The organism is Shewanella sp., from assembly GCF_013214165.1.
In the GTDB taxonomy this organism is placed as follows: Bacteria; Pseudomonadota; Gammaproteobacteria; order Enterobacterales; family Shewanellaceae; genus Shewanella.
This window is the reverse complement of the sequence record NZ_JABSSM010000049.1, coordinates 1-23,420: the sequence shown is the minus strand read 5'-3', so window position 1 is coordinate 23,420 and position 23,420 is coordinate 1. Positions and strand designations below refer to the sequence as shown.

Here is a 23,420-nt window from a genome sequence, read left to right as displayed (position 1 = left end):
CCAAGCAAGATGCACACTTTCAATGCCAACTAATCGGAACAGATGAAGGAATAGCAGCATGATGAGCAAGATACTGACCATGGTTCGCAAGGAACTTATCGATGCCGCCAGAGACAAGCGCTCGGTCATGGCCGGACTCTATTACGCTATCGGCACGCCCCTGATGATGTGTGGCATGTTTATGCTACTCATAGGTCAGATGTCGAGCCCGAAAGATCTCAACATCAAGATAGAGCATGCCGATAACGCCCCGGATCTCATCAAGTACCTATCCCGCCAAGGGATCACTCATGGTGATAGCCACAGTACCGATGACGCAGGTGAGCCCCTGGATGTGAAAGATATCCGTCTGGTGATCAGCGCAGATTATGCCGCGCAGATGGCCAAGGGACTCAGCGCCGAAGTCATACTCATAGCAGATAACTCTAACGAGAAGCTGCAAAACTCGATTCGGCGTCTCGAGCGTAACCTGCAAGCCTATAGCGCCGAGATGGGCAGCTTACGCTTAATAGCCAGAGGCATAGATCCACGTGTGGTCCAGCCAATTAAGGTGAAAATAGAAGATCAAGCCACGCCAGATTCCAAGGGCGGGGTGATCTTAGGCGTCGCCACCATGACCATGATCTACGCGGTATTTATCTCGGGGATGAACTTGGCCATAGATACCAGTGCCGGTGAGCGGGAGCGAAATTCACTCGCCTTGTTACTCAGTCATCCGGTATCGACCCGCAGCATAGTGCTGGCCAAGGTCTTTGCCGTTACTGTGTTCGCCATGTTGGGTCTGTTGTTAACCCTGATCATCTCCAAGATATCCTATGCCTATGTCCCCTGGCATGAGCTTGGATTTACGGTCAACATAAGCACAGAATTCATCTTGCTTATGCTATTGATTGGCTTACCCATCGCCATGATGGCCGCCAGCCTGCAACTCTTCGTCTCCTTTATGGCCAAGAGCTTTAAAGAGGCTCAGTCCTATCTGACCTTGGTACTCATAGTGCCCATGATGCTGTCGATGGCCGCCAGCTACAACATAGCCCCGGATACCTTGCAGTGGCTGCCTGTTTCAGGGCAGCAACAGGCATTGATCGCCTTCATCAAGGGCCGTGAAATCCCCATGTTGCAGCTAGTACTGTCCTCGGTCGTGACCTTAGTTATCGCCTTAGGCCTGACTTTCGCCATGGAAAGATCGCTCAAGAGCGAGAAGATAATCTTCGGTTTATAAGGATAGTTTCTAGTGCCAATATAAGAAAAGACCTTGCTAGCGTAAGATACAGCGAAGAAGGGCACTAATGAGTGCCCTTCTGCTCTCAATAGCAGCTGTGGGTAGTAACTTCTGCCGATAGGCGCGGGAGGATAGGCTAGTCAGCTGAATAAATAGCTTTCTACATGAACTCACATCACTCTTGAGCGACATACGCAGGGATCTCCAGCTGCTTACGTTTACGAAATACAGCAGCAGCGGTATTTCCCAAGAGTTTGGCCAGATCGGGATCTGACATGGTTCCCAACTTAGCGATAGCCTCAGGATCGGCCCAGGTGCCTTTGTGAGGACTGGTCCAAATAGGAATATTGAGCTGAACACGTTTTTTCGATATCACATTCGAGGTTACTTTTAATTGATAAGCCAAGCGCTCATCGGCCATGATGCCTAGTAAGGCTAGGCGCCTCTTAGTCCAAATAAACTTCTTGTGACTCATTAACGGCTTGATATTCATACTATTACGTTTGTTACGTACCGCAGTCGCGCTAACTCCAATCTTTTTAGCCGTTTGAGGATCCGATAATGTCCCCAGCAAGGCTATCTCGCTCTCTAGCCAGACCCTTGCCCCAAGATGCTCAGACAAGCCAAGCTCCTCACGCTTCTCTCTAATCAGGCTAACATCACACTGCCAAACCTGACTCAAGATCTGATCTTTGCTTCTGCCTAACTCAGATATCATCTGCTGGTCCCAAACCAGTAAGCTGCTGCGCATTGTAGGCTCAATACCCAGCTTTCTTCTGCGATATTGCACCACTTGACCGCTGATCCCCAGATCTTTGCCCACCTCTGAATCAGATTTAAGCCCTAACAAGGCATCCATCTCCGAGGTCCATGTGAATTGCAGTTTATTTGGCACACGACCCAGTGGAGCGATGCCACGGATTAGACGATTCACCCTGATGTTGAGACGATTTACAGAAAACTCCTCGGCAAGCTCTACATCATATTTTTTTCCTAGAAACTTAACCGCCGCTCTTGGAATATTGGGCGGTGATGGGAAATCTAGGGTATTAAACGTAGGAATAGAGAGTAAGATTCGCTTTATATACACAGACATTTTACAGATCTCAAAATACTCAGCAAAGTCTCCATCAGATATCTCCCCTAGATTATCTAGCATCTGCTGAGTCCACTGAATGCGGGTACCACGCCGATAGGGATCGATGCCCAGACGGTTACGCCTGTAGGTAACCTGATCTTTATTAACTGCCAGAAGTTCAGCAATAACAGTATCGAAATCGGAGCCTAATAACGCCTCCTCCTCTGTCGTCCAGTCATGGGGGTTTTGGATGATCATAGGGGAAATGTCTACAATTGGTCGCTCAAATGCTGAAATATCAAGCGCCGCTCGACGAGCATTCACAATTGCACTGCTGGTATCTAACCTTTTTGCCAATACCGTGTCCGGCATAGACCCCAGCAATTCATCAGCTTCTGGCGTCCACTGAAAATGATGAACCTCAACAGAAGATGCTACCGCTGGGATCCCATCCTCCTCACGCAATAACTTTACCTGAAAAGGCCGCACACCAAATGTAGCAGCCACCTTAAAGTCACTCATGGTCCCTAAGGCGGCTAATAATTTTTTAGATGGATTAACTATATGAGGTTTCATATTGACCTAGACTCGCTGCTTCATCCCTTTAACAAAGCTAGTCTAAATTACTCGGTGTGACAATATTTACTCAAATTAATCAAAAGCTAATAACCACTTTTCAAGTTCACACTCGAGAAATGGGCCGTTCATTAAGTCTATGCAATAAGGAATCGCGGGGGAAGATAGAGAGCGCATCGAGACGCTCTTAACGTTCAAGCTATACTTACTTGGCCTTAGGACGAAAAGGCTTAATCACCGACTCGTCACACTCGAGAAATGGGCCGTTCATTAAGTCTATGCAATAAGGAATCGCTGGGAACACGGCATCGAGACACTCACGGATCGACTTGGGCTTACCTGGCAAGTTAACGATCAACGTATCACCGCGCAGACCGGCAGTTTGACGTGACAGGATAGCGGTAGGCACAAACTTGAGTGACTCGGCGCGCATGAGTTCACCGAAACCAGGCATCATACGGTCACAAACGGCTTCCGTCGCTTCGGGGGTAACATCACGCTTAGCAGGGCCGGTGCCGCCGGTAGTCACGATGAGGCTACAGTTCTGCTCATCGGCCATCTTAATCAGCGTCGCGGAAATCACATCTTGCTCATCGGGGATCACCTCATAGACAGGCTCCCACTCGGAAGTCAGATACTCGTTCAATACTTCGATAATCGCCTTACCAGAGAGATCTTCATAGACGCCTGCACTGGCTCTATCACTGACAGTTACGATACCGATTTTAGCTTTAGTCATCTTAAGTCCTACTGGTGGTGTTATCTTCGGCAAGCCCTATCGATGGCACCGAAACTGGAGATATTAGTTGCCTCTAAACTAGCATGTTTCGCGGCCATTATATCCGGCTTATCGACAAAAATGAGAGCTGATGCAAGCTGCGATGCGTTTCATCCACAAAGCTTGCTAGCCTTCGAATGAAGACTCGTTACATTTTTTGTGTTTAGCTTTTGGCTGAATTGGTATTGGCTAGTGTTTTGAAGATCGCCCCTTCATTGTTACTTATCGCTTACAGCGGTGCCGTGCAGATACTTCTACGAGTCGCCGGCTCTTGATTTTATAAGTGTCATCCATGTGGGCTCTGCCAAAACAAACAACATCCATGTTTAACGGCCAGTTCAGCATCACTTGCCTCTCGTTCGGAGAGTATCACTTCGTGATACCTCACCATGTTTTGGAAGCTCGCAGCCGCATCTACACCTGCTGATTTACAAGATAAGTTGTCTCTTCGATTTTAGAGCGTGTGTTATTGCTAGTGTGAGAGGCTTAATCATGGCATGGCACCATGCATTCGCCACTTTGAACTTGGGGAGTTTAAAGTATCAAAAATCTTATGGGTGTCCACTTATCCTAGCTGTATAAAACACACTGGATTTATATTTTAATTGAATATAAATCATACGACTACAGGCTTTCTATCGCTTAAACTGTTAGAGTTGATATTTGGAGGAACGACCCACTATTTATCATGGCTGGCTTGATAAATGTTGTTATATTTCAGATCGGAATTATAAGGGATATTGGATGTAATGAAGTTACTTAAGAAGAAAAATTCAGAATATTCAAGTAAAGAGCGAAAAGAAACCGCAATAATGGCTTTTGTTCTATTTGGTTTCATCGGGTTAATACTTTGCTTTAACAGTAATTGGTTTCAGTTTTTCAATGCGGAAATAAAGTGTATTCCATACTTTTTTGGTGTGACTATTGGTTTGCTCACAGCTGTATTTACATTTAAATTCCCTAAATACTTCCGCATTTTAATATTCATACTCCCTCTGTTTATTTTTGGTAGCTAAACGGTTAATCTGGAGTTAAATTCAGAAAAAAAGACAGGACAGGCATATATTTATCGCCAATGAAGCCAAGATAAGTGAGCGGGTAAAACAGTTATTTATGACCAGAATCATCATCGCTCATCGACCTGAGACGATCAAGCAAGCTAACCGGGTGCTAGTGATGCATCAGGGCAAGGTCTATACACCAGAAGAGATGCTAGAGCTTACTGGTAGTAGTCAGTGACAAATTTTTAAACGGTGAAATATTTGAGTGCAAAAAGATAAACGACAATATTTCGCCGATTAAAAGCAAGGGCACGGCAACTTTAGACGGACGCCACACCCTTGGTCAATCGCTTAAGACTTGGTGAGGTCTAACAGACCAGCCATGTACTTAGGCAAACATAACGTTAAACAGTTTAAATTAAGGAAGAAATTATGCAAGAGTTTAAAAAAGACAAAGGTTTGGACATGCTGACAGATTTAGAGTTACAAAAGGTTAATGGAGGAGCTATTTGGCTTGGACATTTAGATAGGTTTGAGAGACACCAGAATGAATTAAGATATGGATATCAAACTGGTGGAAGTGGTGCGTTGTCGACCTGTGATAGGATTGATTAGCAGTCATTTGTTTAGAGGTAAAAGTCAGGAGGTAGCTTCTTGGCTCTTTATCCATGGCAAACCTTAAATAGGGGTATTTACGCATTAAAACCAACAACTTGATTCACATTAACATCCTTATTATATCATTTTTCCTTGTCAGCACCTTGGTTGTTAGGTGGGGGGATTTGCCTTCTTCATTTTTTTTAATCGATATTTTTGTCAAATCATTCATTGCTTTCATGTTGATTTTCGTTGTTTACCTGTATAAGAAATTCAGTTCTTTAAAAGTTATTATTTCTTTGCTGTTCGTGATTTACTCTTGCTCTTGGTTGTATTTAGTTAAAACGAAGCACATAATTTTATTTAACTATGCTGTTGGTAGCGTGAATAGTAATTCGATGTCTCCAGCCTTAATTAAAGGTGATTACTTAATATACAAAAAAAAAGATAAGAATGAAGTAATAAAAAGAGGGAGTATTGTAAGCACCACAGTTGTAGGTCAAGATCAAGATGGTGTTATAGGCATAGATAAGAGAGTGGCAGGAATACCTGGCGATGTTATTTATATTTGTGATTACGAAGTTTTAGTTAACGGGGTTTTCTTTTACAAAGAGCATAAAGATCTAACCGATTGCCTGCATGTGGAAAAGTTTGAGTTAAGTAAAAATTCTTATTACTTACTGGGGGACAACAAATTTTCAAGTTATGATTCAAGATTTTTTGGAAGCGTAAAATTTCAAGATATTGATTATATTATTATTTATAAAGTATCACCTAATTCTGACGTAACGTATTTCTAGGAAAAAAGGAAATATGTGGATGCTCCCGTTGTGTCAAGACAAGCTAGATCCCAGCTAAGACAAAAAGACAGGACAGGCATATATTTATCGCAAATGAAGCCAAGATAAGTGAGCGGGTAAAACAGTTATTTATGACCAGAATCATCATCGCTCATCGACCTGAGACGATAAAGCAAGCTAACCGGGTGCTAGTGATGCATGAGGGCAAGGTCTATACAACAGAAGAGATGCAGGAGCTAGTAAGCAACTAAAGGATGAAAAGAATTTTAATGGGTGAAATATTTGAGTTCAAAAAGATAAACGACAATATTTCGCCGATTAAAAGCAAGGATGTGGCAACTTTAGATGGACGCCACACCCTTGGTCAATCGCTTAAGACTTGGTGAGGTCTAACAGACCAGCCATGTACTTAGGCAAACATAACGTTAAACAGTTTAAATTAAGGAAGAAATTATGCAAGCTTTAGAAATGAAAGAGTTAACACAGAATGAGATTAAAAACGTACACGGAGGTTTTTTCTTTGCTCTTTTACTATTGAGGAACCCACATCCAGCACCATCTTGGAGACCAAAGTTTTAAAAATTTTAATTTAAATTTTAATTGTTGCAATATTTTCATTATTGCAGCAATTTTATTATTGAGTAAATATCATGTATAATACAAAGCTATCTCAGATGTACTTCCTTATACTTTTATTCCCGATAATTTATGCTGTGACAAACTCCTCAATTGATTACTTAGGCTTTCATTGGCTACATGTTCCCTTAGCACTATTAATATTGTCAATGTCTATCATTGAAGAAGTGATCTTTAGACTTTTAATTCCAAAAGTTTTTGGCCGTAGTTATACCTCAGTGATATTGTACTCCATCATTTTCGCTCTAATTCATATCATTAACCCTGGGTTCGGTGTATATTCATTCATAAACACTTTTATTGTATCAATATTACTATATCAAATTAGATTTTCACTTGGCTTTAAGTATTCCATATTGTTTCATTTCTCTTGGAATACTATTCTGGCTATCGTTCTTGGCATGACCGTTAGTGGTGCTGATTTTACCAGCGTAGTTCGGGAAGTTTTTACCTCCCCTGGTTACAATTCGATCTTTAGTCAAGAAACTGTATTTAATAGTGGATATGGAATAGAAAGCAGCAAGACATTTACTCTAATACTAGTGTCGTTTATATTTCCATCATTTATTATTCCTTTATTAGGAACAAACAAGATAGAAAAGACCAATAACCAAGACATCCATCATTAATGGCTCTTCGACGTTTTGAGTGGATTTAGCGAAGATCTCAACGAGGATAACAGGCATTAAAAAGACAAAAAGACAGGACAGGCATATATTTATCGCAAATGAAGCCAAGATAAGTGAGCGGGTAAAACAGTTATTTATGACCAGAATCATCATCGCTCATCGACCTGAGACGATAAAGCAAGCTAACCGGGTGCTAGTGATGCATGAGGGCAAGGTCTATACACCAGAAGAGATGCAGGAGCTTACAGGTAGTAGGTGACAACAATTTAAACGGTGAAATAAAAAGATAAACGACAATATTTCGCCGATTAAAAGCAAGGATGTGGCAACTTTAGATGGACGCCACACCCTTGGTCAATCGCTTAAGACTTGGTGAGGTCTAACAGACCCGCCATGTACTTAGGCAAACATAACGTTAAACAGTTTAAATTAAGGAAGAAATTATGCAGGAACAAAAGACTGACAATGTCGAAGAGATCCATGGGATGGACCTAGTTACAGATTCTAATATCACTTATATCAAGCATCAGCCCCTATATTAAGGGGTTGAATTTATTGTTTTCTGTGAGGTATTTATGTGGCTATCAAAATGTATTGTTTACACTATTTTAATGTTATTCACACACAGTGGCATTTGTGATGAAGAGATATATTACGAGGGTGGATCTATATTCTATAACGCTGATATTCATCTCAATGGATTTAAGAAAGCCCAAAGCTTATTTAACAAACATACTGACGTTAATAAATTGGTAGTAAATAGCTTCGGTGGCTATACAAATACAGCTATTGAGTTTGCTAAATGGATCAAAACTAATAACTTAGATATTGAAGTTGATAAATATTGCATTTCATCTTGTGCAAACTATTTATTTTTGGCAGGGAGTACCAAGTTTATAAATATTCATTCACTATTAGGTTGGCATGGTGGTGTACTTCAGTTTAAAGACATGCCATTAGAAAGTGGAAGTTTAGCGCTTGTGATGAGGTTTTCAAGTGATTGCAATTTTGAACTTATATCTAAAAAGAAAGACTTAATGAAAAAGAAGGATATTATTCTAGAATGCGAATTTTTCAACCAAATGAAGGTAAATCAATTAATTACGATGTTTGGCCAAGTCAAAAGTGCTGATTTTTACACAGGAAAAACCGATTTTTGGAGTTACTCACTTGACGCCCTCAGCTACCTAGGAGTACAGAATGTTGTACTCGTTGATCGAGTATGGGAGCCTTATACGGAAATTAATGGCAAAGAAATAACGTATTTCGATTCAAAGGATATAACAAAGAGTGAAAGTTTCGCTAAAAAGCTGCTTAATTATCCATTTTTAAAGTAAAAAAAGATAATAGACAGGACCGGCAAGAGTTTCGAGCATAGATGCCGCTGGATTGTCGAAAAAGCTAAGGCTCTGCCTGCTATCTTTTGTATCAAAAAAAGACAGCACAGGCATATATTTTGTGCTGTAGAGCATCCTCTACTAACCTTTAAGTTACCTCAACTCAGTTTGTTCGGGATAGCGATGCAGAATTGACTCCGTTATATCACATGATAAATCGTTGTGTTAGAAGGGCTACCTCTGCATCGAGGAAAAACTGACAGGCAAAAGTTTCGCCGCCAATATACTGGTATTAATGGTCGTTGGGATGCTATGTGCGCTTTCAAAAAGCGGCATGATTGTGGACTATGGTGTAAAGGCAAAGCCAGCAGTAATGCACTTCATCCATCTCCTTAGAAGGTCTTCGCGGCTGTGACCTTCAGCTTCCTGGTTGGGTGGCTAACTCAGGAATACCCCATTTGTAAGTTGGCGGGTAATTTCGCCAACTCAGGATTCATCGCCTTTTCATATAAAATCTAACCACATTGAGGATGAAAGGCTTGGCCCAAAGGTTAAGTTGCATGTCATGCCTGCTTTTATAAATGACACCGTATTATAAATGCAGCTATATTTTTCTCTCAGCCCACTCAATTCTGACATAAATACAGCTACAAACCCTATCATAACTAGGCTACAATGAAATCACATCAATTATACTTTGTCAGGATTAATTTAACCTTGTCAGTTTCAGCGTTAGTTGCCAATAAATTATCTCGAATGAAACGAGGTGTCCCATTTTCCATAGAGAATTTTTATTCTCTAGGTACTACGACATCTGTTCAAAAGGCAATGAGCCGCTTAACCAAGGAAGGGCAAGTTGCTCGTGTCGCAAAAGGGATATATTCCCGCCCAAAACCCTTAGCCAGTATCCCCTCGATCAAAATCACAGCAAAAGCTGAAGAAGTGGCGAAAACATGGGCGCGGACTCACAAATATAAAATAGCCCCTCAGGGATTAGAAGCAGCCTATCGACTCGGCATGCAAACACAGGCACCGGTTAAAACCGTATATTGGACGACTGGACCATCCCGTGAGTTTCACGTCGGCAATGAAATTGTCCAAGTAAAACACACGACTGAAACCAAGTTGCAGTGGATAAATAAACCTGAGGGAGCCTTATTTAGAGGGCTACTGTCTCTTTCGCCTGAGCATACCCCAGTATCTACACTACACATGGCTATTAAACGCTTAAATTTGCAAGAAAAAGAAGCTATTCAAGTGCTTCAAAAATTAAGTAATAGTCCCGTTTTGAAAATGTGGAAATACAAGTTAAATCAACTAGAGAGTAGTCTTCGTTCATGAGCATTTTTGACCTGTACGCCGATAAATCTAAACATGAAGATCTTGCAAACATGTTTTCATATGCCGCCCAACAACATGAGCATGGTTTAGTTGCTAACTTTTTGGAAAAAGATGTCTGGGTTGCTGAAATTCTCCGCCTACTATACGACGAAAAGTTACTCGGTGACTGCTCGGTAGCATTTAAAGGTGGAACAGCACTCAGTAAATGCTGGAGCGCTATTGAACGCTTCTCCGAAGACATTGATTTATCGATTCATTGGGCCGATCTGTCTGGATTGTCAGAAGATGATGAGCTTGCAGCATGGAAAAAGAGCATTCAAACCAAGAGTCAAAATAAAAAGTTTAGAGATGAACAGCAGAAACGTCTTATGCGTTGGAGCAACGACTTAGTTGAAAAACTTAATCAACGATTTTCGCAATACAACATAGATGGACTATCTGCCGAGCTTGAGCCTGACTCACACGGTGAAAAAATTGATATCCATTTTCCACGTGTAACCCATAGTTCAAATGACTATCAGCTTGACCATATACTATTGGAGTTTGGCGGCAGAAACAGAGGCAAGCCAACTGAAATCATCGATATTGATTGCTATATGGACAGTATTCCTGACTTCGCATCACTAGCATTACCGAAAGCTAGCGTAATGGCATATCAGAGGGATTATATTCTCTGGGAGAAATTAACGGCATTACACCAATTTTCAACCCAAGAAAAGGATCCCAATCCAAATAGACTTGCTCGACATTGGTACGATGTCGATTGTCTTCTAAATATGGAGTTTGCCGATCCCCTCAATACATCAGAGGCTATGCTCGCCGTCATCGAAATGAAAAAGCACCGCTGGGCCAGCCCTGGAGTTGATTACGAAGAGATACTTCAAGGCGAACTAAAACTGCTCCCAAAAACTAAAAGGTTAGAGGGTATTGCACAAGATCATGCCGAAGCTATATCTGGCGGTATGTTTTTTACCTCTCCAGATCCATTTGATGCCATAGTCACGCGGCTTGAAGCGGCTCAACATGACATCAATGCACATATAAAAGTGTCTCAGAAGTAGCAAGATCACATTCAATAACACCGACCATAACACTGCTATTGTACGCAGTAATTAAGCATTCAAGAGCTCAGCCACACGCTAACATCAACCAGCCTATACCCATCACCGTAAGCCAATATTGCTTCAGCATCCCCGTCCACCAGCAGCAATAGTCTGAAATGCCACTTTGATCGTTAAATCATCCTCAAATGTAATCACCAGCATCACAACAAAAACAGGCCAAAAACCGTGACAAACTTTCAGGCAGAAAGGATTAATACTCGCCAAGTTAGCCGCTAAAAATAACGGATTAAGGCCTCAAGTTACATCTAAGCGCCATTTTCCCCAGCAAACTCCCATTTACCATAACCGCCAATTGTACGCACTCAACCAGCAGACAGCCCTCATCCATGGCATTGCTGCAACTCAGTAGCCTCAGAGTTGGTCGGCAGCCGCAGCGGCCTGTAGCAGTGCCTGATAACGTTCGAACACCGCATCAAGCAGCAACCTATCTACCGTTCCTGAGAGGATAAGATTGAGCGTAGGGATCCCGCTTAAAGGGCAATAATCTATTTTGAATACCTCCACGTAGCCATCTTCTGCATCCACCAGCCCTGCCAGCGTCTGGAGGAGCCCGTAACAGGGAAAGACATAACGGTCTTGCTTAAATATGGATTTTGCAGATCCCTTCCATACTTCAGAGGCTATGCTAGCCGTCATCGAAATGAAAAAATATCGCTGGGCCAGCCCTGGAGTCGATTACGAAGAGATACTTCAAAGCAAACTAAAAATCATACCTGAAGCTAAAAGGTTAGATAGTATTGCAAAAGATCATGCAAAGGCCGTATCTGGTGGGATGTTTTTTACCACTCCAGATCAATTTGACACAATAGTGACGCGACTTGAAACGACTCAGTATGAATTCAATAAGCATAGAAACTTGTTGCTGAAGTAGCAGGGCACAAGGTGTCGTCCATTAGGGTTGTCCAGGATCTCTAAATTAACAGCAAGCTGTACTCGCTCTTAATGGATCAACAGATTCATGGTGTTGCAATCAACACTCATATTTTCTATTGATTGCTGATTGCAAATCGCTACCACAGTCAAATGAAGCAAACAAAAAAGATACCTGAAACTTTATTGTCTCTACACAAGTCTAAACCGCTTGCCCCGCCGCTACACCCGATGACCATGCCCACTGAAAGTTGAAACCACCTAACCAACCGCTGACATCCATCACCTCACCGATAAAGAAAAGCCCAGGTACTGATTTTGCCTGCATGGTTTTTGACGACAGCTCATCGGTATCGATACCGCCGAGTGTGACTTCGGCGGTGCGGTAGCCCTCGGTACCATTCATCAGGATTTCCCAGGACTCTAGGTCCACAGCAAGCTGTTCCAGCTCTTTATGGATCAGCTGATTCATAGCCTTATTGAGCAGGGCTTCATCGAACAGGGCCTCGACCAGACGTTTAGGTAACCAATGACTCAGAGTATTTCTCAGGTTTTGCTTCGGATGGTTCGCCAACACTAAGCCGATGGCGGCTCTGGCATCGATGCCGGGAAGCAAGTTAATGTTGATGGTCTCGCCTGGCTTCCAAAAATTTGATATTTGCAGAATGGCAGGACCTGATAGGCCGCGATGAGTAAAGAGTAAGGCTTCACTGAACTGGGTACCGTCTTTGGCCGTTATGGTGCTAGGGACGGCGATACCAGACAATGGCTCAAACTTCAGTTTCTGCTCGGGTTGCCAGGTAAAAGGCACCAGACCTGCATAGGTAGGTAGCACCTTTAAACCAAACTGTTCGCCGAGATGATAGCCCAATGGGCTGGCACCTAGTTTAGGCATGGAGAGGCCACCTGTGGCTATCACTAACGAATCACAGCGATAGACTTCTTTGTCGGTCGCTATCTCAAATTTTCCAGAATCCGTTTGAGTGATCTTGCCAATCTCGGTGCGGAGTTTTACCTTAGCGCCGGCCCACTCACATTCGGTCAGTAGCATGCTGACTATCTCTTTGGCCGAGTCATTACAGAACAGTTGACCGTGATCCCGCTCGTGGTACTCGATACCATGACGCTCGACCAAGTCGATAAAGTCGCTACTGGAATATCTTGCCAGGGCTGACTTTACAAAATGCCCATTGCCGCAGATGAAGTTATTGGGTTCAACCTTGATGTTGGTGAAATTACATCGCCCACCACCGCTGATGAGGATCTTCTTCCCCGCCTGCTTTGCAGCATCGAACACCAACACATCACGCCCACGGTAACCCGCTGTAGCAGCGCACATCAGGCCTGCGGCGCCCGCACCGATAATTATGACGTCATGATGTTTCACTTTATTGCCTCAAATTAAAATACAAATACTGCACTAGGAACATTTGGCCATATGCAAATCCCCTCCATCGCTATCCTTGCGATCGGAGATAAGTACTTCCGTGTACAAATCCCCTCCATCGCTTTGACCTACAAGGATGTAGGAAATGCCAAGAGCAGTCTGGAACTGCCTAGGTGCCCTACGATCGGGGATAAGCACTCTGACTATCACGGATGATAGGAATGCACAGAGATGTAGGAACATCTCCTGCCATATGCAAACCCCCTCCATCGCTATCCCTGCGATCGGGGATAAGCACGGTCCATATGCAAACCCCCTCCATCGCTTTGACCTACAAGGATGTAGGAAATGCCAAGAGCTATCTGGAACTGCCTAGGTGCCCTGCGATCGGGGATAAGCACGGTCCATATGCAAAAAAGGGCGCTATTTTAGCACCCTTTTTTATCTTTACCATGCCCAGAAGCATAAACCTCAGGTTTGATTACTCGCGATCTTGGGTCTCAGGTTTTATCTCTCTGGCTAACAAGGTAGCGGCAGCCTCTCGGGGCGTGCCGCCCTCATAGAGCACCCGATAAACTTGCTCGGTGATCGGCATCTCTACGCCGAGTCGCTTAGCTAGCGCATAAACTTCTTTGGTATTACGGTAGCCTTCGACCACCTGACCTATCTCTTTCTGAGCCTCCTCGACACCTTGCCCCCGGCCTAAAGCCAGTCCGAAGCGACGGTTACGAGATTGGTTATCTGTACAGGTAAGTACCAGATCGCCTAAGCCTGCCATGCCCATAAACGTGCTAGCTTGGGCCCCCATAGCCTCACCTAGACGAGACAATTCAACTAGGCCTCGGGTGATCAATGCGGTTCTGGCATTGGCACCGAAGCCGATACCATCCGACATACCGGCGCTGATGGCGATGACATTTTTAACCGCGCCGCCGAGTTGCAGGCCGATAAAATCATCATTGGCATAAACACGTAGCCGCTTGGGGCTGTGTAATAGCTCGACTAGATCTTGGGTAAATGCTGCATGGGTCCCGGCAACAGAGATAGCCGTCGGCATGCCCGCCGCCAGTTCTTTAGCGAACGTAGGTCCGGAAAGTACGGCTAAAGGATATTTATCGCCTAACACATCTCCGGCAACCTCTTGCAACAGTCGTCCGGTCTCAGGCTCAAGCCCTTTTGTCGCCCAGACTATGCGTGAATCTTCACGCAGCAGAGGCTTAGCTTGGCTCAGTACCATGCCAAAAACATGGCTGGGTACTACGACTAGAATATTATTCGATGCGGCTAGCGCCGTCGCTAAGTCGGCTTCAGGTATTAGCAGATCGGGAAGCGTTATCCCCGGGAGAAATGCCTCATTAGCGCGGTCACGCTTGAGGTTCTCGATATGCTCAGGATCATGGCCCCACAGCAGAGTTCGATGGCCGTTACTGGCTAAAGAAATAGCAAGGGCGGTGCCATAAGACCCCGCCCCTAATACCGTAATATCGGCAGTATTTTTCATATAGCTACTCGCTTAATGCCAATTCATTCGAATCTAATGCTCGAATGAATCAGCCACTATCTGAGCAGCGACTGAAAAATGCTGAACAGATACGTTCAGTTTTTAATTACGCGCTTGCTTCTTCACTCTTAGCAGCTTCACTCTTAGCAGCTTCTTCGGCACCCGCTTGACGCTGGTTAACGTACTGAGCGAAAAGCGCATCGAAGTTAACTGGTGCTAGGTTTAGCTGTGGGAAAGTACCACGAGAAACCAGGCTACCCACTGCTTCACGAGCATATGGGAATAGGATGTTAGGACAGTATGCACCTAGTGAATGAGCAAGTTGCTGCTCAGTCAGACCATTGATTGCGAAGATACCAGCTTGCTGAACTTCACAAAGGAATGCAGTTTCGTCACCGTTTTTAGCAGTAACAGTCAGAGACAGGACAACTTCAAAAACGTTGTCAGCTAGCTTAGCGCTACGAGTATCAAGATCTAGCTTAACTTCAGGGTTCCACTCTTTCTGGAAAACAGCCGGGCTGTTTGGAGTTTCGAAAGAGATATCCTTGGTGTATACACGTTGGATATTGAATTGAGGATCTTGTTGTTCGTTATTTGCTACTTCAGCCATAATATTTACCTATCCAATTAATTAGGCTTCAAAATTGAAGCCAATTTAAGGGCTTTTGTTACTTGAGACCTGTATCTCGCTCTCAAACACCATCCCGGGTTATTGTTATTTCTTACTTTTCGTTACCGGCAGATTACTTGACTGCCACTCACCCATACCGCCTTTGAGGTTATGCACAGATTCGAAACCAGCCTTAACCATCAACTGCGAGGCTTGTGATGACACCATACCAGCGTTGCATACCATTATAATGGGACTTGCTTTAAACTTTTCAAGGGCTGAAAGTTGATTATTTTTAATTTCAGATAAAGGCACATTCAAAGCATCGACGATATGACCCTTCTTAAACTCCCCTTTTTCCCTTACATCTATCACTTTGGCGTCTTGCTTATTGATAAGCAGCGTAGCCTGTTGGTGACCGATAGTATTGACCTTGGAGATACTGGATTTGAAAACGCTGGCGATAAGACCAATCAAAAGACCTATCCAAGCTAAGCTGAGCATAGGGTTAGCTTTCAAAAATTCGATATATTCTTGCATGGTAAACTGCCTACTTCTTAGGGCTGAAAATACAATTAGGGCACAGAGTATACCACCGCGATAGGAGATTGCAGCATCTTGTTGAAGGACCTAAAGCCTATGAATGACGCGTGTTAATAAGATAGACGCCAACTCGATTATCTCAATCTAGGTAAATTCCTTTTTCAACTAGGCCTTCCGTAGTAATATTTATCCAATTCCTATTTTCAACTTTAATCTTTCAAACTTAAAAGGTACTACCATGACGACACGCAAACGCCCCTTGGCATTGCTGATCCTCGATGGCTGGGGTTACCGTGAAAACACGCAAAAAAATGCCGTTTTCCATGCTAAGACACCGGTTTTGGATCGACTCAATGCCCAGTACCCTAACAATCTAATCTCAGCTTCAGGCTTAGATGTGGGACTACCCGATGGTCAAATGGGTAACTCCGAGGTTGGTCATATCAATATCGGCTCAGGACGCATTGTTTATCAAGAGCTTACAAGAATAGGCAAGGCAATTGATGACGGTGAGTTTCAGCAAAACCCGGCACTAGTCGACGCCATAGATCAGGCTATCGCCAAAGAGGGTGCTGTACACATAATGGGGCTCTTATCTCCAGGTGGTGTACATAGCCATGAGAATCATATCGAGGCCATGTGCCGTCTGGCAGTCGAACGCGGTGCTAAGCAGGTATATCTGCACGCTTTCCTCGATGGTCGCGACACTCCACCACGCAGTGCAAAATCTAGCTTGGCTCATTTTGATGATCTGTTTACTAGATTAGGCACAGGCCGCATCGCTTCAGTGATAGGCCGCTATTACGCAATGGACCGTGATAATCGCTGGGATCGTGTGACCCTAGCCTATGATTTGATCACCCAAGGCGAGTCTCTGCATCAATACACTAATGCTGTAGACGCACTGGAAGCTGCTTATCAACGTAACGAAAACGATGAGTTTGTCGCAAGCTCGGCGATCACCGACAACCAAGGTAATGTCGCTAAGCTCGCCGATAGTGATTCACTTATCTTCATGAATTTCCGCGCCGACCGTGCACGTCAGATCAGCCGCAGCTTCGTCGACCCAGATTTCGATGGCTTCGAGCGTAAGGTGACGACAAAAGCACACTTCTTGATGTTGACTCAGTACGCCGCGAATATACCTGCAGCGATAGCCTATCCAGCGACAGAGCTCGTCAACACCTTAGGTGAAGTTCTGCAGAGTCGGGATAAGACACAACTGCGTATATCAGAGACGGAGAAATATGCCCATGTGACCTTCTTCTTCAATGGCGGTAAAGAGGAAGCATTTAAGGGCGAGGACAGAATTCTGATCCAATCACCTAAGGTGGCAACCTATGATCTACAGCCTGAGATGAGTTCTCTCGAGCTGACAGATAAGTTAGTCGCAGCCATAGAGTCTACTGACTATGATGTCATCATCTGTAACTATCCAAACGGAGATATGGTGGGTCATACGGGTAGCTTCGAGGCAGCGGTTAAAGCCTGTGAGGCAGTCGATACTAGCATCGGCCGCGTCGTGGAGGCTCTGGCTAAAGTGGCAGGAGAGTGTTTAATCACAGCCGACCACGGTAATGCCGAGCAGATGACCGATGAGAAAACCGGCCAGGCACACACGGCTCACACCTGTGAACCTGTGCCATTGATCTACGTTGGACGTGATGCGATTATCGAAGATGGCGGTCGCCTGAGCGATCTTGCTCCAACCATGTTAACCTTGATGGGAGAAACGGTACCATCAGAGATGACCGGGCGTTCCATCATCAAAATCAAAGAGTAACCACCGACACGTGAATATTCGTTTTTTCAGTAAAGCCAGCATTCTTGCTGGCTTTATCATACTTTCAACGCCACTGCTGGCCTCAGACTTGGAGCAGCGTCGATCCGATCTTAAAGTACTGCAATCACAGATAAGCAAACAGACATCGGATCTAAAAAACACCACTAAGCAGCGAGAGAAGTTAATCTCATTGCTGAAGAAAGATGAAAAAGCGATCGCCTCCGCGGCAAGAAAAGCCAATGAGACCAAAAATTCACTGTCCAAGACAGATAAAAAACTCGCAGAATTAGATAAACGCCAAAAACAGTTAGATACACTGAAGCAAACTCAGCAGCAAACATTAGCCAATCAGTTGGCCAGTGCCTATTTAGCGGGTAATCACGACTATAGTAAGATGTTACTCAACCAGCAGAGCCCAGCCAGCATCGAACGTCTACTCGCCTACTATCAATATTTAAATAATGCCCGCATGGCATCGATCAATGAGTTGAAACAGACCATCGAAGAACTCAATGATATTCAAATTGAGCAGATAGCCCAGAAGACTCAGCTGAATAAGCTCATTCTCAACCAGCAACAACAGGCGAAACAGCTCAACCAGGAACAGAGCCAGAGACAAAAAACCCTCACACAACTACAGAGAACACTCAATAGCAGTGGCGCCAAGTTGGAGCAGCTACAGATAGAGGAAGCCAGTCTCAAACATGCTGTCGATCAAGCCATAATGGCCATGAAAAGTAACCCTAAGATGCAAGGGTTATCCAGTAGCAGAAAGCTAAAATGGCCGACTAAGGGCCGTATCAAGTCGGGCTTCGGCAGCCGTAGATCGGGTCAGGTAAAATGGAAGGGGGTCACACTCTCGGCTCCGGAAGGTCAAAAAATAGCGGCTATCGCAGCGGGCAAGGTCATCTATGCAGACTGGTTACGCGGCTTCGGTATGGTGCTAGTTGTCGATCACGGTAAAGGCTATATGAGCCTTTATGGTCATGCCCAAACCCTATTAAAAAACCCCGGAGACTCTGTAAATAAAGGAGAATCCATCGCATTGGTCGGTCGGTCGGGTGGACAGACTGAGCCTGGCCTATACTTTGAGGTAAGGCATAAAGGGCAAGCGGTCGATCCGGCGAGATACTGTACACGCTAGGAGAGATCTAGCCCTTAAATATAGGGGCTGCCATGTCAAAATATATTCGCTACCTTGGTAGTATTCTCATTGGTGTCGGACTAGGGATTTCCGTTACCCTATCAGGACAAGAAAACGCCGAACAATATCATCACAATCTTAACTATCCTCTCTTACTCGACGTCATCGACACAGTAGAAACCTACTATGTAACAGAGCTGAGCCAAGATGAGCTTATTGCTGCAGCAATCGAAGGTATTTTTGCTAAGTTAGACCCTTATTCTAACTTTCTCGATAAACAAGAATTCTCAAATATTAGAAATGCCAATAAGGGCGAATACTTCGGTTTTGGCATAGAGATAGCAACAGAAGATGACCAAATAACCATAATAACCCCCTTTGCAGGTTCTCCTGCCGAACGTGCTGGTATAAGAGCAGGCGACCGAATAGTTAAACTCAATAATAACAAGGTCGATTACAGCAAGTTAGATGACCTGCTTACAGAAATCAAAAACCATAGCCAGAATAACCAATCAATTGTGCTTGCACTCACTCACCCTAATATGGATACCGTCTATGAAGTTACCTTAGTGCCGAGCCTCATCTCGGTGCTCTCGGTCACGGCCGAATTGCTGGATGGTAATATTGGCTTTATCAAGCTTGCCAACTTTCAGGACAACTCAACAGAGGAAATGGTTAAGCAATTAGCCCTGTGGCAGCCGCTAAAATTACAGGGACTCATCTTAGACCTGAGGAATAATCCGGGAGGCTTACTCGATCAAGCCATAAAAATTGCCGACATATTTCTCGACAAAGGCAGAATAGTGTCAACCGAGGGACGATTCTTCGACGCAAACTCAGACTATTATGCCTCACCTCAGACCATGCTTAACGATGTTCCTATGCTGGTGTTAATCAACAAGGGATCTGCATCTGCTTCAGAGGTGCTTGCCGCCGCCCTACAGGATAATAAAAGAGCTAAGCTGATAGGTGAGACCAGCTTCGGTAAGGGAACCGTACAGAGCCTAATTCCAACATTAATGGAAGGGAATGCAATAAAACTGACGATCGCCAAATATACCACCCCCAATGGCCGTGACATTAATAGTAAGGGGATTGAGCCAGATATAAAACTTCAATTAGAGACTGTCACAAATGAGCAAACTATGCCTATAATCGACGAGACTAATGTCCATGATAAAATTGAAGATAATAATGTAGAAACTGATCTGATATTGGATTCAGCAATTACATGGATAAAAACTCATTCTTAACGCCTTTTGCTCTTAGAGTAGGAGGTCTGGAAAATACCGAACACTGTGCGCTTTTTAATATTTGTTTTTACGTTAATGTTTCCTGGTAGTCATGTAAATGCCGCTAAAGTTGCGATCATCATTGACGATATTGGCTATCGTCAATCCGATGAAGCCGTACTGACTTTACCCAATAACATCACCCTCTCAGTACTTCCTCACACGCCTCTTGGCAGTTCAGTTGCTCATATTGCACACGAAAGAGGCTACGAAGTAATGCTACACCTGCCTATGCAAGCACTCAATGGCAAGAAGCTTGGCCCAGGAGGCATAACCAATGATATGAGTGAAATGGATGTTAAGCAGACCATAAACCAGGCTTTCGAGAATATCCCGTTCGCTAAAGGCGCCAACAACCATATGGGAAGTTTGTTGACCCAGCTGGATGAGCCCATGCTGTGGGTGATGGAAAGTTTAAAACAGAAGCGACTCTACTTCGTCGATAGTATAACCACACGTTACACCAAGGCTGGGAGTACAGCTGACAAACTAGGTATACCTAGGTTAAAACGGCAGATATTCTTGGATAATGACGTCTCACAAGCCGGTTTGGAGCAACAGTTTGAACGTCTTATCGCCTTGGCACTTAGACAAGGCCAAGTCGTTGCCATAGCTCACCCACATCCTGAAACAATAGAATATTTGAAACGGAACCTACCGCGATTACAGCAGGCAGGTATCAGCCTGGTTAAAGTTTCGGAGCTTTTACCTTATAAAATCGCAGTAAGTACAAAACAAGAACAGATAGGAAAAGATGTTAATATCAGATTGCAGTAGCGATTGATATAACTCTAGGGCCGAGCGTTAGGAGCTGAGTTCAAGTACAGGAATAGACAATTCAGGGAGCAGCTTTACCAACTCATGATTATTGCTAACGATATCCGCCAGAGAGTACTGATCTAAAACCGTTAAATAAGCGGTAACAGCCTCGGCTAATACACCTCTTAGCTGGCAAGAGGGGGTCAGGCGACAATAGGGTTTACTGCAATCGATAGGTGCCAAAGAGTTTTCTAGCACTCTCACCAGTTGACCGATATTGATCTCTTTCGCTGACTTACCTAAACGAAAACCGCCACATTTACCTCGAATGGTTTCTAAGTAACCTAGCTTACCCAGGTGATGCACTATCTTAGAAACATGATTAGGCGACAAGTCAAAGACCTGAGTGATCTCCGAAATTCGAAATAGCGTCTCTCTGTCAGGCTGAATAGCCAAATACATTAAGGTACGAATACCAAAGTCTGTATAACGAGTTAACTGCATTAGGCACCTTACAAAGTTAGTCTAGCTGGTTTGAGCCTCTAAAAAAGAGATCAAATGAATAGCTTCAGAAGTAGTACTACCACATACATCAATAGTTGCAGAGAAGGAGCTGCAAACTACCGGGCGTTCTTTCATCCCAAAAATCATGCATAAATTGTCATTGGATAGCTGAATACACCGCTCACCCGCTGGTTTACCTTGAGGCATCCCAGGAATGGGACTAGAGATCGATGGGGCGATACAGCAAGCTCCACATCCAAGTCGACAATTCATAAAACATTATACCTATTATTAAGTAGTCAAGTAGACGTTAAGATCACAGCATCTTCTAATAAAGCGAATTCATTTAGACTAGTTTACTCTTTTTGCGTCCTTCCCGTCTTCGATTCACAACAAAAGCAGCTCATAGGTAGAAGAATAAATCGAAAACCACCGCCATAGGAGTGCATGGAAGCACAAATGTCATAAGATTGAAGAAAAAGACATGAATAGCCGAGAGTGACCGCTCCTTTAGCAAAGTGCTTGCCCATTTCACTATATTTGTTCTATCGAATTAAGCCCTGGTGAATAGAGGAAAATTTGATCAGGATGACATTACTCAATTCATCTGCGATGCTATCGGTATGCCAGCCTGCACCATCCATGATCACGACTGTATGTCTATCTGCTTCAGTGACTTCCGAAATCAGTCTCAAGTATAGGATCATGGCTTCTTTACTCGTCCATGGAACCACTATTACTTTGTCCTGAAACCAAATATTGATGCGTTCTAAAGGTAGGTGCTTGGGGATCTTAGCGATCGTTTTTATTTGGAATTTTTTTAAACTCTTCTTGAGCCTCTACTGGTTGTTTGGGGTGCATAGAGCGTGAGGTTATCCAGTAAAATCCCATATGATTCAATAAGTAGTAGATAGAGTCTGATGGATTTTTGCTGACGAGCTAGAGAATTGAAATCTGTATTTTTAAAATTATCCATAACCACAAATGAAGAAGATATGATGACCACAATTAGATCACATTTTTACTTAGAATAGTATTAGGGAACAAAAAAGCGAAGGCGCCTTCCAATAACCCAGCTTCGGATATGCCGCCAAGGATGTGAGGAATGTAGAAAATGTCTGGAACATTTTTCTACCAACCCAGCATCAAGCAGCGCTTGAAAAGCGTAAGGTCTTCACCCTACGACCCACATGGATGTGGGAAGTGTCACTTATGCACGACTGAAAGGATTCAGGAGGTACGAGACCAAGGATGGACGAAGCTAGAATAATGCAGGAGCAGTTATCGAGAGTAACGCATGGAGCAGTTACCGAGGATGCAATTATCGACCTATCACATGGAATGAACCTCACTGCGTTCGGGCTCTTTATATTCCCCATGTTCGTTCGGTCATTTCTTGCAACAAAGAGTCAGGCCTAAACGAAAAAAGCCCGTTGCGTTAGCAACGGGCTTTATCGACTCTCTTTACGAGAAATTAGGCGCCTGGAAATGACTTACGACCCACATGGATGTGGGAAGTGTCACTTATGCAGGAGCATATCAGTGACCTCGATCCACGAAGTGGACACATGGGGATGAAATTACGGCGCTTTGAATACGGAAACAAAGAGCAGAGGCGCCTTCCAATGGCCCGGCTTCGGATAAATCCTCCGCGTTCAGACCCAGCATCAAGCTACGCTTGATAAGAGCGGGCCCTTCACCCTACTATCACATGGAATGAACCTCACTGCGTTCGGACTCTTTATATTCCCCATGTTCGAGTGGTCATCTTTCCAGGCTAAAAACGAAAAAAGCCCGTTGCGTTAGCAACGGGCTTTTTCGTTTATTAGGCGCCTGGAAATGACCTACTCTCACATGGGGAGACCCCACACTACCATCGGCGCGATTGCGTTTCACTTCTGAGTTCGA

Annotated in this window: 24 protein-coding genes and 1 pseudogene; 15 read left to right on the top strand and 10 right to left on the bottom strand. The window is 44.0% G+C overall.

Annotated features, from left to right (window positions below):
• The first annotated feature begins 61 nt into the window (after window positions 1-61).
• The gene (locus tag HRU42_RS14130) at window positions 62-1,222 is read left to right on the top strand and encodes an ABC transporter permease (protein WP_295031977.1); all 1,161 of its coding nucleotides are present in this window, start codon (window positions 62-64) and stop codon (window positions 1,220-1,222) included.
• A 175-nt stretch (window positions 1,223-1,397) separates the two neighbouring features.
• Here the strand turns inward: HRU42_RS14130 and HRU42_RS14125 are convergent, their stop codons facing one another.
• Both HRU42_RS14125 and mog read right to left on the bottom strand, forming a co-directional pair.
• Window positions 1,398-2,876: a hypothetical protein gene (locus HRU42_RS14125; RefSeq protein WP_295031966.1), complete on the bottom strand. Its 1,479-nt coding sequence runs from the start codon at window positions 2,874-2,876 to the stop codon at window positions 1,398-1,400.
• 205 nt (window positions 2,877-3,081) lie between these two features.
• On the bottom strand, window positions 3,082-3,615 hold the full coding sequence (gene mog / locus HRU42_RS14120; protein WP_295031965.1) for a molybdopterin adenylyltransferase: 534 nt from the start codon (window positions 3,613-3,615) through the stop codon (window positions 3,082-3,084).
• Between the two features lie 1,152 nt (window positions 3,616-4,767).
• On the opposite strand from mog, the gene HRU42_RS14115 reads away from it, so the two are divergent.
• From HRU42_RS14115 to HRU42_RS14080, 9 genes and pseudogenes are all read left to right on the top strand, one after another.
• Entirely contained in the window at window positions 4,768-4,893 is a 126-nt protein-coding gene (locus HRU42_RS14115; protein WP_295031964.1) for a hypothetical protein, read from the top strand.
• A 194-nt stretch (window positions 4,894-5,087) separates the two neighbouring features.
• Window positions 5,088-5,270 (top strand): hypothetical protein, encoded by a 183-nt coding sequence (locus tag HRU42_RS14110; RefSeq protein WP_295031963.1) that lies wholly within the window; start codon window positions 5,088-5,090, stop codon window positions 5,268-5,270.
• A gap of 221 nt (window positions 5,271-5,491) precedes the next feature.
• Window positions 5,492-6,052: a signal peptidase I gene (gene lepB, locus HRU42_RS14105; RefSeq protein ID WP_295031976.1), complete on the top strand. Its 561-nt coding sequence runs from the start codon at window positions 5,492-5,494 to the stop codon at window positions 6,050-6,052.
• A 650-nt stretch (window positions 6,053-6,702) separates the two neighbouring features.
• Window positions 6,703-7,317: a CPBP family glutamic-type intramembrane protease gene (locus HRU42_RS21190; protein WP_367227184.1), complete on the top strand. Its 615-nt coding sequence runs from the start codon at window positions 6,703-6,705 to the stop codon at window positions 7,315-7,317.
• Between the two features lie 136 nt (window positions 7,318-7,453).
• Window positions 7,454-7,576, top strand: a complete 123-nt coding sequence (locus HRU42_RS14100) for a hypothetical protein (RefSeq protein ID WP_295031962.1) — start codon at window positions 7,454-7,456, stop codon at window positions 7,574-7,576.
• 316 nt (window positions 7,577-7,892) lie between these two features.
• Window positions 7,893-8,654, top strand: coding sequence for a hypothetical protein (locus HRU42_RS14095; RefSeq protein ID WP_295031961.1), 762 nt, complete (start codon window positions 7,893-7,895; stop codon window positions 8,652-8,654).
• Between the two features lie 264 nt (window positions 8,655-8,918).
• Window positions 8,919-9,050 (top strand): annotated as a pseudogene (locus HRU42_RS14090) (transposase); the annotation flags it as partial.
• A gap of 279 nt (window positions 9,051-9,329) precedes the next feature.
• Window positions 9,330-9,995: a DUF6088 family protein gene (locus HRU42_RS14085; RefSeq protein ID WP_295031960.1), complete on the top strand. Its 666-nt coding sequence runs from the start codon at window positions 9,330-9,332 to the stop codon at window positions 9,993-9,995.
• Complete coding sequence (locus HRU42_RS14080; protein ID WP_295031959.1) at window positions 9,992-11,056, top strand: nucleotidyl transferase AbiEii/AbiGii toxin family protein; 1,065 nt, start codon at window positions 9,992-9,994, stop codon at window positions 11,054-11,056. The genes HRU42_RS14085 and HRU42_RS14080 overlap by 4 nt, the downstream gene beginning before the upstream one ends.
• 414 nt (window positions 11,057-11,470) lie before the next feature.
• Here HRU42_RS14080 and HRU42_RS14075 read toward each other — a convergent pair whose 3' ends face one another.
• Entirely contained in the window at window positions 11,471-11,644 is a 174-nt protein-coding gene (locus HRU42_RS14075) for a hypothetical protein (protein WP_295031958.1), read from the bottom strand.
• Window positions 11,645-11,705: 61 nt separating this feature from the next.
• Here HRU42_RS14075 and HRU42_RS14070 point away from each other — a divergent pair, with 61 nt between their 5' ends.
• On the top strand, window positions 11,706-11,990 hold the full coding sequence (locus tag HRU42_RS14070) for a hypothetical protein (RefSeq protein WP_295031957.1): 285 nt from the start codon (window positions 11,706-11,708) through the stop codon (window positions 11,988-11,990).
• Window positions 11,991-12,191: 201 nt separating this feature from the next.
• On the opposite strand, the gene HRU42_RS14065 is transcribed toward HRU42_RS14070, so the two are convergent.
• The 4 genes from HRU42_RS14065 to HRU42_RS14050 all read right to left on the bottom strand — a co-directional run bounded on the left by HRU42_RS14065 (window position 12,192) and on the right by HRU42_RS14050 (window position 16,027).
• Window positions 12,192-13,376, bottom strand: coding sequence for an NAD(P)/FAD-dependent oxidoreductase (locus HRU42_RS14065; RefSeq protein WP_295031956.1), 1,185 nt, complete (start codon window positions 13,374-13,376; stop codon window positions 12,192-12,194).
• 481 nt (window positions 13,377-13,857) lie between these two features.
• Complete coding sequence (gene gpsA, locus HRU42_RS14060; RefSeq protein WP_295031955.1) at window positions 13,858-14,877, bottom strand: NAD(P)H-dependent glycerol-3-phosphate dehydrogenase; 1,020 nt, start codon at window positions 14,875-14,877, stop codon at window positions 13,858-13,860.
• Between the two features lie 106 nt (window positions 14,878-14,983).
• Window positions 14,984-15,487: a protein-export chaperone SecB gene (gene secB / locus HRU42_RS14055; protein WP_295031954.1), complete on the bottom strand. Its 504-nt coding sequence runs from the start codon at window positions 15,485-15,487 to the stop codon at window positions 14,984-14,986.
• A gap of 105 nt (window positions 15,488-15,592) precedes the next feature.
• Window positions 15,593-16,027 (bottom strand): rhodanese-like domain-containing protein, encoded by a 435-nt coding sequence (locus HRU42_RS14050; RefSeq protein WP_295031953.1) that lies wholly within the window; start codon window positions 16,025-16,027, stop codon window positions 15,593-15,595.
• Between the two features lie 241 nt (window positions 16,028-16,268).
• On the opposite strand from HRU42_RS14050, the gene gpmM reads away from it, so the two are divergent.
• The 4 genes from gpmM to HRU42_RS14030 all read left to right on the top strand — a co-directional run bounded on the left by gpmM (window position 16,269) and on the right by HRU42_RS14030 (window position 21,026).
• Entirely contained in the window at window positions 16,269-17,813 is a 1,545-nt protein-coding gene (gene gpmM / locus HRU42_RS14045) for a 2,3-bisphosphoglycerate-independent phosphoglycerate mutase (RefSeq protein ID WP_295031952.1), read from the top strand.
• 10 nt (window positions 17,814-17,823) lie between these two features.
• Window positions 17,824-18,957 (top strand): peptidoglycan DD-metalloendopeptidase family protein, encoded by a 1,134-nt coding sequence (locus HRU42_RS14040; protein ID WP_295031951.1) that lies wholly within the window; start codon window positions 17,824-17,826, stop codon window positions 18,955-18,957.
• Window positions 18,958-18,989: 32 nt separating this feature from the next.
• A complete protein-coding gene (locus HRU42_RS14035) occupies window positions 18,990-20,210 on the top strand; it encodes a S41 family peptidase (RefSeq protein WP_295031950.1) in 1,221 nt (406 codons plus the stop codon).
• A 75-nt stretch (window positions 20,211-20,285) separates the two neighbouring features.
• Window positions 20,286-21,026, top strand: a complete 741-nt coding sequence (locus HRU42_RS14030) for a divergent polysaccharide deacetylase family protein (RefSeq protein WP_295031949.1) — start codon at window positions 20,286-20,288, stop codon at window positions 21,024-21,026.
• Between the two features lie 27 nt (window positions 21,027-21,053).
• On the opposite strand, the gene HRU42_RS14025 is transcribed toward HRU42_RS14030, so the two are convergent.
• From HRU42_RS14025 to HRU42_RS21185, 3 genes are all read right to left on the bottom strand, one after another.
• Window positions 21,054-21,512: an Rrf2 family transcriptional regulator gene (locus HRU42_RS14025; protein ID WP_295031948.1), complete on the bottom strand. Its 459-nt coding sequence runs from the start codon at window positions 21,510-21,512 to the stop codon at window positions 21,054-21,056.
• A 21-nt stretch (window positions 21,513-21,533) separates the two neighbouring features.
• A complete protein-coding gene (locus tag HRU42_RS14020; protein WP_295031947.1) occupies window positions 21,534-21,785 on the bottom strand; it encodes a YkgJ family cysteine cluster protein in 252 nt (83 codons plus the stop codon).
• A 519-nt stretch (window positions 21,786-22,304) separates the two neighbouring features.
• Entirely contained in the window at window positions 22,305-22,424 is a 120-nt protein-coding gene (locus tag HRU42_RS21185) for a winged helix-turn-helix domain-containing protein (protein WP_367227185.1), read from the bottom strand.
• Between the last annotated feature and the right edge of the window lie 996 nt (window positions 22,425-23,420).

Excerpts from the sequence above, each read along its gene's own strand:
- HRU42_RS14130 (WP_295031977.1), top strand. The coding sequence starts at position 62 with ATGAGCAAGATACTGACCATGGTTCGCAAGGAACTTATCGATGCCGCC.
- HRU42_RS14125 (WP_295031966.1), bottom strand. The coding sequence starts at position 2,876 with ATGAAACCTCATATAGTTAATCCATCTAAAAAATTATTAGCCGCCTTA.
- mog (WP_295031965.1), bottom strand. The coding sequence starts at position 3,615 with ATGACTAAAGCTAAAATCGGTATCGTAACTGTCAGTGATAGAGCCAGT.
- HRU42_RS14115 (WP_295031964.1), top strand. The coding sequence starts at position 4,768 with ATGACCAGAATCATCATCGCTCATCGACCTGAGACGATCAAGCAAGCT.
- HRU42_RS14110 (WP_295031963.1), top strand. The coding sequence starts at position 5,088 with ATGCAAGAGTTTAAAAAAGACAAAGGTTTGGACATGCTGACAGATTTA.
- lepB (WP_295031976.1), top strand. The coding sequence starts at position 5,492 with ATGTTGATTTTCGTTGTTTACCTGTATAAGAAATTCAGTTCTTTAAAA.
- HRU42_RS21190 (WP_367227184.1), top strand. The coding sequence starts at position 6,703 with ATGTATAATACAAAGCTATCTCAGATGTACTTCCTTATACTTTTATTC.
- HRU42_RS14100 (WP_295031962.1), top strand. The coding sequence starts at position 7,454 with ATGACCAGAATCATCATCGCTCATCGACCTGAGACGATAAAGCAAGCT.
- HRU42_RS14095 (WP_295031961.1), top strand. The coding sequence starts at position 7,893 with ATGTGGCTATCAAAATGTATTGTTTACACTATTTTAATGTTATTCACA.
- HRU42_RS14085 (WP_295031960.1), top strand. The coding sequence starts at position 9,330 with ATGAAATCACATCAATTATACTTTGTCAGGATTAATTTAACCTTGTCA.
- HRU42_RS14080 (WP_295031959.1), top strand. The coding sequence starts at position 9,992 with ATGAGCATTTTTGACCTGTACGCCGATAAATCTAAACATGAAGATCTT.
- HRU42_RS14070 (WP_295031957.1), top strand. The coding sequence starts at position 11,706 with ATGGATTTTGCAGATCCCTTCCATACTTCAGAGGCTATGCTAGCCGTC.
- gpsA (WP_295031955.1), bottom strand. The coding sequence starts at position 14,877 with ATGAAAAATACTGCCGATATTACGGTATTAGGGGCGGGGTCTTATGGC.
- secB (WP_295031954.1), bottom strand. The coding sequence starts at position 15,487 with ATGGCTGAAGTAGCAAATAACGAACAACAAGATCCTCAATTCAATATC.
- HRU42_RS14050 (WP_295031953.1), bottom strand. The coding sequence starts at position 16,027 with ATGCAAGAATATATCGAATTTTTGAAAGCTAACCCTATGCTCAGCTTA.
- gpmM (WP_295031952.1), top strand. The coding sequence starts at position 16,269 with ATGACGACACGCAAACGCCCCTTGGCATTGCTGATCCTCGATGGCTGG.
- HRU42_RS14035 (WP_295031950.1), top strand. The coding sequence starts at position 18,990 with ATGTCAAAATATATTCGCTACCTTGGTAGTATTCTCATTGGTGTCGGA.
- HRU42_RS14030 (WP_295031949.1), top strand. The coding sequence starts at position 20,286 with ATGTTTCCTGGTAGTCATGTAAATGCCGCTAAAGTTGCGATCATCATT.
- HRU42_RS14025 (WP_295031948.1), bottom strand. The coding sequence starts at position 21,512 with ATGCAGTTAACTCGTTATACAGACTTTGGTATTCGTACCTTAATGTAT.
- HRU42_RS14020 (WP_295031947.1), bottom strand. The coding sequence starts at position 21,785 with ATGAATTGTCGACTTGGATGTGGAGCTTGCTGTATCGCCCCATCGATC.